A 12917-nucleotide genomic window follows, 5' to 3' on the forward strand; every position below is an offset into this window, starting at 1 on the left:
CTCCGTGGCCCCCGGATTGGCATTCACGTCATTTCGGATGGTTTTTTAAGCACGGAGAGCATCCTTGGCAAGCCCCGCAATTACACCCGGCAGCGACGACAAACGCGAACCTCAAGTGGCGGTTGTTCCGCTTGATCTGATCCAGGTCGAAGACGTTGGTCTTGGTGCGGCCAATGTCGATGCCTGGCTGCGGGAGATCAGCGGCGGGGTTATCACGCTTGAGCGGATCAAGACGGTGGCCGGCGGGCTGCCGGTGGTCGGTAACATCATGGCGCTGGTTGATGCGCTGAATGACATCGTTCGGCTGGCGACCAGTGACAAGCGCGATCCGCTGGACTGGGTGAGTCTGGGCATCAACCTGATCGGCATGATCCCTATTCCGCCGGGCATGGCGGCAGCGCGGATGACCTTGCGGCCGATGCTGTTTCTGGTGCGTCAGGAGATGCGCCAGGCGGGGAAGATGGTGCTGGGGGATGCGCTGATCGAGGTTCTGATCGGGCACCTGAATGCAACCATCGTCGGGACCCTTGATGACTTTGTGAGTCAGGCGCAGGCCAAGCTTCCCGGGATTCTTGAAGATGCGGGGAAGCTTGGGGAAGGCGTGCTGTTTGAGATCGCTGCTGGCCTTGAAAGGCTGGTTAAGCCGGACCTCAACGCCAAGGCTGATTTTCTGGAAGCGGAGCAGTTGGTCCATGCCGCTGGGGATCTCTGGGCTTACGACCCTAAGGCGGCGATTGGGAATATTTTTGCGGCGGCTGCGGAGGTTTGCGTTGCGGCGGGCAAGGGTGCGGTGAATGGCGCCGTCGAACACCTTGTACCTGAAGCAGTTAAAGATGAGGTGGTCAGACAGGCCAAATTGTTGCGTGCCATGGGGCCGGAGCTTCGGACCCAGATTAAAGGTCTGGCAGATCCTGGGGTTCAGAACTCGCTTGGTTCTTTGCTGCTGACGCTGGACGGCGCAGTCTCAAGCTGGCGGTCGCGCAACGGGCATGGTCAATCGTTCAACATCAAGCCTGGGGTGACTAATCAGGCCAAGCGCAGGGCCGGGGAAGGCAAGCTTGAGAAGGTTCAGCATGAGACGCCTGCCAAGGGCCAGCCCAACCCGAAGATAAATTGTGCCTGTGCTTATACGGGCCACAGCATCAGTTTTGCGATGGGCTCGGAGTCCGTCAGTCATACCGATTTCAGTTTGCCGGGGCCGTTTCCCATTGAGTGGACCCGGACTTACTGTTCGAGTCTGGATGCTTACGATCAGGACGTTATCGGCGCACGCTGGATCACGCCGTTTACCACGCGGTTTGATCTCGTCGGTGATGGTGTTTCATGACGCCGATGGCCGCTCCCACGAATTTCCTCTGCCCAAGGTCAAGCTGTTCCATTTCAATGCCATCGAAAATCTGACCGTCATCCGCCTTAGCAAGGATCGGCTGTTGCTGATGCGGGGGCTTGAGCACAGGGAAACCTATGTTCGGCGGGGCAAGCGCTTTGTTCTGATCAACAAGATGCTGCCTAACGGCGCCGGGGTCATGCTGCATCATGAGCATCGTCATGATGGGCGGTTGGTGCTCTCAGAGTTGGTGACTTACTCGGAGAAAGATGCCAACAAAGTCCATCTGCGACTTGGCACTCTGACTGATGATCGGGGGCGGTTGACGGGGCTTTGGGAAGTCCGGGACGGCGACGTCAAACGCCAACTCTGCGCGTATCAGTACGATGATTTCGGCGATCTTGTTCTGGCTCAGGACGAGAACGGCGCTGCCTGGCGTTATCAGTATCAAGACCACCTGATCACGCGCTATACCGACCGCACCAATCGCGGTTTGAACTTGCAATGGCAGGGCTCCGGTCCCGATGCCAAGGCCGTGCGCGAATGGGCCGATGACGGGAGTTTTGATACTCGTCTGGCGTGGGATGAAAACATTCGTCTGACCTATGTCACCGATGCTCTCGGTCATGAAACCCGGCACTACTACGACAGCCTGGGCTACACCTACCGCATTTGCCACGCCGACGGCCGCTCGGAGTGGTTCTTCCGTGATGCGGCGAAAAACATCATTCGGCATGTCCACACCGACGGCAGCACCGATCGTTATCGCTACGACAAACTGAGCAACCTCACAGAACACATTCGCGCTGACCACAGCGTGATGAATTACGCATACGACGATAAAAGCCATCTGATCAAGATCAGCGATGGCGAGGGCGGCTTGTGGAAACGGGACTACGACCACCGCGGCAATTTGACTGAGGCGATCGATCCGCTAGAGAACGTTACCGAATACGCCTACAACAAGTTTGGTCTTCCTACAGCGATCAAAGACGCTAACGGCAATACCAAAGCGTTGGCCTACAACGAAGCCGGACAGCTCGTTAAGTACACCGACTGCTCGGGCAAGGTAAGTGCGTGGGAGTACGACGAGCGCGGCCAGATGGTCCGCTTCACCGACCCTGCTGGCCACGCGACTACGTATGAATACAAGTCAGGCCAGTTGGTCCTGATAAAACACCCGGACAAAACCGAAGAACGTTTTAGCCGCGACGCCGAAGGCCGTTTGCTCGCCTACTCCGATGGTCTGGAACGCTGCACGACGTGGCGCTACACCGCTGCGGGCTTCATCGCCGAGCGCGTCGACGCCGCCGAGCAAACCCTGCGCTATCGCTGGGACAAACTCGGCCGTCTCGTTGCGCTGGAAAACGAAAACGAACGCCGCGCCCATTTTCACTACGACCCGGTCGGCCGGCTGCTGGAAGAACGCGGCTTCGACAATCGCTCGACTCGCTATCAGTACGACCCGGAAACGGGACGGCTCGCTTATACGGTTAACGGCCAGCGCACGATCGCACTGACTTTCGATCCGATGGGCCGCCTGACCGAACGCCGCGCCATCCTCGGTGAAAAGTCCCAAAGCGAAACCTTTGCCTATGACGGCAATGGCCATCTGGTCATGGCGACCAACGCCGCCAGCCGCCTGCAATGGTTTCACGACCCGGCTGGCAATTTGCTGCGCGAGCACCAGCATTACTCGAATCTGGATAAACCCCTGGTTGCCGTCTGGCAGCACGAATACGACGCCCTTAATAATCGGGTCGCGACCATCCGCCCGGACGGGCATCGCGTCAGCTGGCTGACCTATGGCAGCGGTCATCTGATCGGTCTGAAGCTCGACGAGCACGAACTACTCAGTTACGAACGCGATGACCTGCATCGCGAAGTCGCCCGGCATCAAGGCAATAGCTTGCTGCAAACCCAAAGCTGGGACCCAGCGGGGCGTCTGCACGAACAACTGCTAGGACGCAGCGACGACAAATCCACGTTCATCAAACGCGCCTACACCTACGACGCCGCCGGCCAGCTCACCGACATCCACGACAGCCGTCGCGGCCCGTTAAGTTACCGCTACGACCCAGTCAGTCGCTTGCTCAGCGCCACGAGTCGCCTGGGTACAGAAACCTTCGCCTTCGATCCGGCCAGTAATCTGCTCGACGACAGCGCAACACCCGTCCGCCGTCCACTCGACCCCGAGCCGACTCAAAACAAACTCGTCGACAACCTGCTGCGTGACTACGGCGGCAACCACTACGAATACGACGAACGCGGCAACCAGACAGTCCGCTGGACCAACGGACTGCGAAGCGAACTGCACTGGGACCTCTTCGATCGCCTCGCGCATTTCCGAGATTCGCGCCTGACTGTCGACTTTGGCTACGACCCCCTCGGACGGCGCCTCTACAAGTTCTCAAAAGCCCACTACCGCCCGCGTCCTGAAGCCGGCACCGGCTGGAACGAAAACGAACACGCCCGCAAAGAACGCGAACTCGGCTGCGGATTCACCTTGTACGGCTGGGACGGAGATAACCTCGCCTGGGAAAGCAGCCCGCCGCCATATGCTGGCGCCCTCGGCCGGACGGTGCATTACATCCACGAACCCGGCACTTTCGTGCCCGTGGCCCAGGGCATCCGCCACGAAACCATTCGCCTCGTCAGCCAGCCGACTTACACCGGGCGCTATAACTTCAAAGAAGACCCGCTCTGGAACTACAAACCACTCGCGCTGCCGATCGACGCACTGGCCTGGTATCAATGCGACCACCTCGGCACCCCGCAGGAAATCACCGACCAGAACGGCAACACCGCCTGGAGCGCGCAATACAAAGCTTGGGGCGACGCAACCGAACAGCGCTCCGAATTCGCACAGCAAGTCGGCCTGACCAATCCGATCAGATTCCAAGGCCAGTACCACGACCACGAAACCGGCCTGCACTACAACCGGCATCGGTACTATGATCCAAGGGTCGGGCGGTTTATCAGCAAGGACCCGATTGGCTACAGTGGTGGGCTAAACCTCTATCAATACGTACCGAATCCGACGGGGTGGTCTGACCCGCTGGGACTTGCTCGTCTAAAGGGGATTACACCCAATAATCAGGGCGCCCGTACAACTGGTGAAAAGGGGCCACTTCCAGCACCGGAAGTTGGTTACAGCAAGCGAGCCGGCGGCACCGGGGCGGAGCACCCTGTAGTGAGGGCGCTATATGATTCGGTGCCACCCGATAAACGTTCTAAAATATTTCACGGCGATTGTGGAGAGGCCGACGTGCTCAGCAAGATCGCGCGCGAGAATGACGTCCAGAATGTTGGAGAATTGCGGGTCCTTGTTGAAGGCGCCACCTTTACCACCCTCCGGAATGATGGCAAACCGCTGACTTTTTGCGATTCGTGCTCTCCAGTTATGAATACCCTCGGTATAAGGGACGGAGTTTTATAATGATAAGTGATAAGGACGCCCGGGAAATTGACTGTCTTGAAGAATTATTGGTCCTACGCGGAGTGTCAATAGACCAGCTGAGACGTTGCTATGCGAGATTTCTGCTAAAGCTCGTAAATAGTGGGATTTTTAGAGATGTGTCCAATGATACGATGAAAATAATAGATTCATGCCTGAATAGCGCAATTGCTCGGGAAACAATTGATAAAGCCGACTGCTCAACGAAAAAACATATCTCGGAACTATGGGAGATCGAAGAGAGGAGAGAGGCGCAAAACGAAACGGGCTCAAGACTAGCAAGATGCGTGATCATGTGCTTTGCAACAGAGAAAGAATGGATAGAATCGGATTCTGGAGAACCTACGCCTCTCGACTATTATCTGTTCCTGTTGGCAAGATGCGCTCCGGATATCCCGCAACAGTTCATAATGTTTTTTAGAGGACTTTTGGATGCAAAAAAGGGCTGATTGGTTGAGGGGCGGCGCTATTGTTCTGTCCGAGGAGCTATTAGTGCGATAAAAATAGTTAAAGGGGACGGCCCCCTTTAGCTCTTCATGTGCTCAGGTGATGAGCATCCTCGGCATTAAAGATGGAGTCTCTAAATGATCAGCGATCAAGATGTTCTTGATATCGATAACTTGGAAAGTATGTTGCTTGAGCAAGCTATTTCATATGATCAGCTTAGAAGGCATTACGCGATTTTATTGCTTGATATGCTGGACAAAAAGCGCTATCCAGATACAGATGAAAAAGACTTGGAAGCCCTGGCACTTTATCTAAAAGACGCTGCTGCCACCGCACGGATTAATAGGGATTCTGATGAGTTGGTTAAAGTTATCGGCGAACTGTGGACCATTGAAGGGCAGTATCGGACGTTGAGTCCGGATCTGTCACGCTTCGCTCGGTGTTCAATTCTCTGCTTCAGTACAGAGCAAAAATGGATTGAGGAGGATTCAGGTGATCAGACGCCCCTGTTGCTGTATCTCTATCTTTTAAAGAAGATAGATCCAGAAGTGTGTCCCGCATTGGTAGGTTTTTTTAAAAGACTGTTAGATTGATGTTGAAGGGGTAGAAGGCTGTCAGGGCAAAAAAGACGCTGCCCCTTTATCTCTTGGCACAGCACGAGCAAACTTCGAAGTTAAAATATGAACCGCGAAAATTTAAAAAAATACAGCACCAACTCGATTGTTCGACCTACCGACGATATTGATGCATTTAAGCATCAGCTTGGTTTTTTTGTCAGCGTTTTGGAAGCATTGGGAATCTCTTTTCCCGACGGCGAAAACAATCCGCTGCAGTTGATAAAGGACTACATTGAAGACAGCATCCCTGTTGAAAAGCTCACGGCTAATGCTCCAGCTTGGTGGTCAATCATTGATACTCCAGCAGCAGTGCGTGACTTCCGGGAGCGCAATGTATTAATGGCAAGACTTGCTATCTGTCTTCTTTATTACGACGAGACCAATAGTTCGGAGCTAGGAGATAATCTGTCATGGTTCTTTGAGGTGCTTGAGTTCTTGGAGGTGGATACGAAAATACCAAATGACATGATGATAAAATATTTTGAATATCGATAGATAGTAGTAAGTTGCACGCCCCCCCTGGGACTCTAAGGGGAAAAACCCCTTTAATCTGGCAAGTAGTCGACCAGTGAACATTGGAGTGTCTGGAGAAGGACACAAAACGCCCAAAAAAGCGTGTGGCTCGTGTCGCGAACTTTTGGGCTATTTCGGAGTTGGTGAATGAGTCTATCAATTAATTCTATTATTTGGCCCAAAGATAATTTGGCTGCACAAAGGCACTACGTTTCTTACATGATTAAAGTCCTGAGTTCTTTAGAAATCGAGTATGCCGGATGGGAAAGAAACCCGGTGCACTTTGTTGAAGGCTATATCGCTGGAAGGTGCACAAGCGAGCAGTGTAGAGCTGAAGCCATCGCGTGGTGGAGCTACATCGACTCTCGAGGAGAAAGTAGGGAGCTGAGGGATCCCCAAGTATTAATGGCCAGACTGGCAATTTGCTTGCTATCAATTGATGAAGACAAAGTTGGTAGTTTAGGGGAATCATTATCATGGTTCATCGAAGTGCTCGGGTTCATGGGTAAAAACACTAGAACTGCCATAACTATAATGGCGGAGCACTTCGAGTTTCAGCAGCGATAGCTTGCCTGAGGAACCAAAGGGAAAACCCTCTTCGAGTTAAGCTGGCAATACCGCCGGGGCACGCACTAAAACGTGTCACGAAGATCAACCCCGATTTCGAGTTGCAGATGCAGCGCGAAATCGAGCGCACCGAACCCGCGAAGATCGTGTTGAAACCCGCTCAGCTCTGATCGATTTTTGATCAAAAGAAAAGGCGTCGCCCTCGCGGGCAACGCCTTTTTGTTACGCGCTACTCCTGCAAATTACGCAGGAATTGCCTTCGCTTTCGGCTCACGAGCCCAAACGCGGTGCTGCTGAATCGCATCGAAGAACGCCTTGAACGAGGCGCTGTCTGAAACGGTCAGCAAGCCGGCATCGGCTTCCAGTCGCAGCAGGTCGATCAATTTCTGCGCGTCGCCCGCGTAGGCGATGGCTTTGAGGTGCTTGTACGCCTCAAGCACGTAGTGCAGTGCCACGCCATCGCCGCTCAGGGCCTTGATCGAAGCTTCGCCGCCCGGGATGAACACAGCGTCGAACGCGACCGATGGCAAACCTTCCATCGAAGCATCCACTGCCAGGGACGCGCCACTCGCGGTTTTGACCGGCGCGGAGGTAGGACCCAGCACCTTGGCGTGTGCGCCTTTGGCTTCCAGCGCCGATTTCATCGTCGCTACAGCTTTGTCGTCAACACCGTTCGCGACGAGGATAGCGACTTTGCGCGAAGCAATGTCAGCAGGCAGCAGGTTCGCCTGGCTCAGCAGAGGCGAGCTGTCGACGCTCAACTTGCCGTTGCCTTGCGCCTTGACGGTAGCGGCTTTCGGCGCCGGCAAGCCAAGATTTTCAGCCACACGTGCGGCCAGGGTGAGGTCGATATTCGCGAGAATCTCGTTCACCTGACGGGCGCGAATGTGCTCACGCTCCACCTTGCCCAACTCGAAGCTGTACGCCGCGATGATGTGCTCTTTCTCGTGCTCGCTCATGCTGTTGAAGAACAGCGTGGCTTGGGTGAAGTGATCGCCAAACGACGGGCTGCGCTCACGCACTTTGTGCGCTTCGATGCGTTCTGGATACGTCTCGAAACCGCCATCCTCCCGACCTGCAGGGGTTTCTTTCGGCCAGCCGCCGTCGATGGAGTTCGGCTCGTAGGAAGCGCGACCCTTGTCGATGGTAGTGCGATGCTGAGCATCACGCTGGTTGTTGTGGTTCGGCGAGACCGGACGGTTGATCGGGATCTCGTGGAAGTTCGGCCCACCCAGTCGGCTGATCTGCGTATCGGTATAGGAAAACAGCCGACCTTGCAGCAGCGGATCATTGGAGAAGTCGATACCCGGCACGACGTGGCCTGGGCAGAACGCAACCTGCTCGGTCTCGGCGAAGTAGTTGTCCGGGTTACGGTTGAGCACCATCTTGCCCAGCGGTGTTACCGGCACCAGCTCTTCCGGAATGATTTTGGTCGGGTCCAGAATGTCAAAGTCGAACTTGTGCTCGTCTTCCTCGGCAACGATCTGAACGCCCAGTTCCCATTCCGGGTAGTCGCCCATCTCGATGGACTCCCACAGGTCGCGGCGGTGGAAGTCGGTGTCCTTGCCCGCGAGCTTCTGGGCCTCATCCCACACCAGGGAGCAAGTACCGTACTTAGGCTTCCAGTGGAATTTAACGAACGTGGATTTACCTTCGGTGTTGATCATGCGGAACGTGTGAATGCCGAAACCCTGCATAGAGCGCAGGCTTTTCGGAATCGCACGGTCGGACATGGTCCACAGCACCATGTGCGCGGATTCCGGCACTAGGGATACGAAGTCCCAGAAGGTGTCGTGGGCCGAGCCGCCCGTAGGGATTTCGTTGTGTGGCTCTGGCTTCACCGCGTGTACGAAATCGGGGAACTTGATGGCGTCTTGAATGAAGAACACCGGCATGTTGTTACCGACCAGGTCGTAGTTACCTTCGCCGGTGTAGAACTTGACCGCGAAACCACGTACGTCACGCACGGTATCGCCGGAGCCGCGTGGGCCTTGAACCGTGGAGAAGCGTACGAAGACCGGGGTTTTCTTGCCCGGGTCACGAAGGAATTCGGCTTTGGAAAGCGCCGAATGGTTTTCATAGGTCTGGAAGTAACCGTGAGCCGCAGTACCGCGCGCGTGGACGATACGCTCCGGGATACGTTCGTGGTCGAAGTGGGTAATCTTCTCGCGCATGATGAAGTCTTCAAGCAGCGACGGGCCGCGCGAGCCGACTTTCAGCGTGTTTTGGTTGTCGGAGATCTTTACGCCCTGATTGGTACGCAAAGCCTCGCCGGTGGCGTCGGAGCGGAAGGTTTCAAGGCTTTCGATCTTGGCGTTGGTATTGCCACGATCCAGCGTGTCAGTGCCAGCCAGTTCACTGTTGGCGGTGGCGCTGACAGGCGGATTGGTGTTCTTACTCATCAGACAAAACTCCTCGGTTCGGACGGCTCCCTGTTCGGCGTTCCATGGTGTGGAGGCAGCAGGAGCTCGCAGGCGGCAACACCTGACACGAGGTCAGGCATTATTCAGGCGCTAAGTAAGTGACTGACGATGAAATCAGCCGTTCCGTTTGTTTTTCGGATTCATCGATTTCCTTCGTCAGCCCGACAGTCGGCTGTGCATATGACCGTTCGGCAGGTGCAGTGTGAAATAAATGATAAGAAGGCTGGGCCCAATCCGGATTCGACAGGCTAAAATGCGCGCCCGGTTTACCCAGCCGAAGCCGAAATGGCATCGCTCAGCAGCGTGATGAAGGCATAAGTCTCCACGCTGATTTTTCAACGCGCCCCACAAGGTTCGCTCCGTGATCGAGTTCCAGAACGTCCACAAAACCTATCGGGTCGCCGACCGGGAAATTCCCGCGCTGCACCCCACCAGCCTGCGCATCGAAAATGGCCAGGTGTTTGGCCTGATTGGCCACTCCGGCGCCGGTAAAAGCACCATGCTGCGCTTGATCAACCGCCTTGAAGCGCCGAGTGGCGGCCAGATTCTGGTCGATGACGTCGACGTCACCGCACTGGACGCCGAGGGTCTGCGCGGCTTCCGCCGTCAGGTCGGCATGATCTTCCAGCACTTCAATCTGCTGTCGTCCAAGACGGTCGCCGACAACGTCGCCATGCCGCTGACGCTGGCCGGGGACATGTCCCGCGCGCAGATCGATCAGCGCGTGGCCGAGTTGCTCGCCCGCGTGGGTCTTTCCGATCACGCCAAAAAGTACCCAGCGCAATTGTCCGGCGGTCAGAAGCAACGCGTTGGCATCGCCCGCGCGCTGGCAACCAAGCCGAAGATTCTGCTGTGCGACGAGGCCACCAGCGCCCTGGACCCGCAAACCACGGCCTCGGTGTTGCAGCTGTTGGCCGAGATCAATCGCGAACTGAAGCTGACCATCGTGCTGATCACCCACGAAATGGACGTGATCCGTCGCGTCTGCGATCAGGTGGCCGTCATGGATGCGGGCGTGATCGTCGAACAGGGCGCCGTGGCCGATGTGTTTCTGCACCCCAAGCACCCGACCACGCGCCGCTTTGTCCAGGAAGACGAAGAGGTCGACGAAAACCAGGTGAACAGTGATTTCGCCCATGTTCAGGGCCGCATCGTGCGCCTGACGTTTCAGGGCGAAGCGACCTACGCGCCATTGCTGGGAACGGTCGCGCGGGAAACCGGCGTGGACTACAGCATTCTGGCCGGTCGTATCGACCGCATCAAAGACACGCCTTACGGGCAACTGACGCTGGCCATCACCGGTGGTGACATGGACGCCGCGTTTGCCCGCTTCACCGCAGCCGACGTTCATATGGAGGTCCTGCGCTGATGGACACTTTTCTCAACCTGTTTTCCAACGTCGACTGGTACGAAATCTGGCTGGCGACCGGCGACACCCTGATCATGCTTGGCGTCTCGCTCGCCTTCACTGTTCTGCTGGGCTTGCCGCTGGGCGTGCTGATGTTCCTGACCTCGCCGCGTCAGTTGCTCGAGAACAAGCCGGTCTACACCACCGTCGGCTTGATCGTGAACATGCTGCGGGCGTTGCCGTTCATCATCCTGCTGATCGTGATGATGCCGCTGACGGAAATCATCACCGGCACCTCGCTGGGCATTCTTGGCACGCTGCCACCGTTGATCGCAGGCGCCACGCCATTCTTCGCGCGCCTGGTGGAAACCGCGCTGCGGGAAGTGGACCGCGGCATCATCGAGGCCACTCAGGCGATGGGCGCGACGACCCGGCAGATCGTGATCAAGGCGCTGTTGCCTGAAGCACGGCCGGGCATCCTCGCGGCAATCACCGTGACCGCAATTGCGCTGGTGTCGTTCACGGCCATGGCCGGTGCGGTCGGTGCCGGTGGCCTGGGCGATCTGGCGATTCGCTATGGTTACCAACGCTTCCAGAACGATGTGATGTTTGTAACGGTCGTATTGCTGCTGGTGCTTGTGCAGATCCTGCAAACCGTCGGCGACAGAATGGTCGCGCATTTTTCACACCGTTAACCGAATTCGCCGGTCACTGACCGGCAGATGCATGCGACTGCGCGTGCATTTCAGGAGTAGTAGAAATGAAGAAGTTGTTGGCTGTATTCGCTGCCGTGGCGGCGCTGTCTGCCCATGCCGATGAGACCTTGACCGTTGCGGCCTCCGCCGTGCCCCATGCCGAGATTCTCGAGTTCGTGAAGCCGATGCTGGCGAAAGAGGGCGTGACGCTGAACGTGAAGGTCTTCAACGATTACATTCAGCCAAACGTGCAGGTCGATCAGAACCGCATGGACGCCAACTTCTTCCAGCATCAGCCGTATCTGGATGAGTTCAACAAGGGCAAGGGTACCCATCTGGTGAGTGTGGCCAAGGTTCACATCGAGCCGTTTGGCGCTTACTCGGACAAGCTCAAGAGTCTGGCCGAGCTGCCGGATGGCGCTAACGTGGCCATCCCGAATGACGCCACCAACGAGGGCCGTGCCTTGTTACTGCTGGTCAAGGCCGGTCTGATCACCCTGAAGGATCCGACCAGCATCACCGCCAAGCCAAGCGACGTGCAGCAGAACCCGAAGAACCTGAAGTTCCGCGAGCTGGAAGCGGCGACCCTGCCACGCGTACTGACGCAGGTGGACCTGGCGCTGATCAACACCAACTACGCCCTGACTGCCAAACTTGATCCGACCAAGGATGCGCTGATCATCGAAGGGGCGGAGTCGCCTTACGCGAACATCCTGGTGACCCGCGAGGACAACAAGGATGCCCCGGCCATCCAGAAACTGGTCGCCGCGCTGCACAGCCCGGAAACCAAGGCGTTCATCGTTGAGAAGTACAAAGGCGCCGTGGTCCCGGCATTCTGATCGCCACACGCCCATGATCTCGGCGCAACGCCGAGATCAGTCCTTACTTCCTCTCAACCAGCCCCGGCAACTGCGCTACCAGCTTCTGGCTGTTCAGCGGCGCGCGGATGAACCCGCGCTGGGTGCCGTCAGGGCCGAGGAGGGCCAGGTTGCCGCTGTGGTCGACCGTATAGCCCGGCTTACTGGTGTCCGCCGGGATGTACGGGATGCTCACCGCATTCGCCAGGTTCTTCAGCGTATCGACCGGCGCCCTCAAGCCGACGAACCCCTTGTCGAAATAACCCAGGTATTGCTTGAGCTGTTGCGGCGTGTCGCGATCAGGATCAACGCTGACCAGCACGATGCGCAGCTTGTCGACGGTCTCAGGGGGCAGCTCGCTTTTGATCTGACGAAGCTGGGCGAGGGTGGTCGGGCAGATGTCCGGGCAGAAGGTGTAGCCGAAGAACAGCACCGTCCATTGACCCTTCAACTGGCTCAATGGAAAGGGTTGACCGTCCTGATCGGTGAACGAGAGATCAGGCACAGTGCGGCTCTGCGGGAGAAGGATGATGCCCGCGTCGTTAAGCGCGGTCTGATCGCCCTGATCCGTGCCGGACAACACCCGGAAGACGGTCAGACCCAGCACCAGCGCCACGATGGCGGCAAGGATGAAAACGGTTTGTTGGGTTCGGGTCATGAGTTCAG

The 12917-nt window shown here is 56.7% G+C and carries 9 protein-coding genes and 1 pseudogene; 8 read left to right on the plus strand and 2 right to left on the minus strand.

Annotated features, from left to right (window positions below):
* The first annotated feature begins 79 nt into the window (after window positions 1-79).
* From IFT99_RS03925 to IFT99_RS03945, 5 genes and pseudogenes are all read left to right on the plus strand, one after another.
* Window positions 80-4766, plus strand: a pseudogene (locus IFT99_RS03925) (RHS repeat-associated core domain-containing protein).
* Complete coding sequence (locus IFT99_RS03930; RefSeq protein ID WP_192130558.1) at window positions 4766-5233, plus strand: hypothetical protein; 468 nt, start codon at window positions 4766-4768, stop codon at window positions 5231-5233. Before IFT99_RS03925 ends, IFT99_RS03930 begins: the two are co-directional and overlap by 1 nt.
* A 135-nt stretch (window positions 5234-5368) precedes the next feature.
* A complete protein-coding gene (locus tag IFT99_RS03935; protein ID WP_192130559.1) occupies window positions 5369-5824 on the plus strand; it encodes a hypothetical protein in 456 nt (151 codons plus the stop codon).
* An 87-nt stretch (window positions 5825-5911) separates the two neighbouring features.
* Entirely contained in the window at window positions 5912-6343 is a 432-nt protein-coding gene (locus IFT99_RS03940; RefSeq protein ID WP_192130560.1) for a hypothetical protein, read from the plus strand.
* Between the two features lie 165 nt (window positions 6344-6508).
* Entirely contained in the window at window positions 6509-6928 is a 420-nt protein-coding gene (locus IFT99_RS03945; RefSeq protein WP_192130561.1) for a hypothetical protein, read from the plus strand.
* Window positions 6929-7170: 242 nt separating this feature from the next.
* Here IFT99_RS03945 and katE read toward each other — a convergent pair whose 3' ends face one another.
* The gene (gene katE, locus IFT99_RS03950; protein ID WP_192130562.1) at window positions 7171-9330 is read right to left on the minus strand and encodes a catalase HPII; all 2160 of its coding nucleotides are present in this window, start codon (window positions 9328-9330) and stop codon (window positions 7171-7173) included.
* A gap of 382 nt (window positions 9331-9712) precedes the next feature.
* Here katE and IFT99_RS03955 point away from each other — a divergent pair, with 382 nt between their 5' ends.
* The 3 genes from IFT99_RS03955 to IFT99_RS03965 all read left to right on the plus strand — a co-directional run bounded on the left by IFT99_RS03955 (window position 9713) and on the right by IFT99_RS03965 (window position 12233).
* Window positions 9713-10720: a methionine ABC transporter ATP-binding protein gene (locus IFT99_RS03955; RefSeq protein WP_192130563.1), complete on the plus strand. Its 1008-nt coding sequence runs from the start codon at window positions 9713-9715 to the stop codon at window positions 10718-10720.
* Window positions 10720-11394, plus strand: coding sequence for a methionine ABC transporter permease (locus tag IFT99_RS03960; protein WP_192130564.1), 675 nt, complete (start codon window positions 10720-10722; stop codon window positions 11392-11394). The genes IFT99_RS03955 and IFT99_RS03960 overlap by 1 nt, the downstream gene beginning before the upstream one ends.
* A 65-nt stretch (window positions 11395-11459) precedes the next feature.
* Window positions 11460-12233, plus strand: coding sequence for a MetQ/NlpA family ABC transporter substrate-binding protein (locus tag IFT99_RS03965; RefSeq protein ID WP_065987962.1), 774 nt, complete (start codon window positions 11460-11462; stop codon window positions 12231-12233).
* 43 nt (window positions 12234-12276) lie between these two features.
* Here IFT99_RS03965 and IFT99_RS03970 read toward each other — a convergent pair whose 3' ends face one another.
* Window positions 12277-12909 (minus strand): SCO family protein, encoded by a 633-nt coding sequence (locus IFT99_RS03970; RefSeq protein ID WP_192130565.1) that lies wholly within the window; start codon window positions 12907-12909, stop codon window positions 12277-12279.
* Window positions 12910-12917 lie beyond the last annotated feature (8 nt).

The sequence above is a fragment of the Pseudomonas sp. CFBP 8772 genome (genome assembly GCF_014841665.1).
In the GTDB taxonomy this organism is placed as follows: domain Bacteria; phylum Pseudomonadota; class Gammaproteobacteria; order Pseudomonadales; family Pseudomonadaceae; genus Aquipseudomonas; species Aquipseudomonas graminis_B.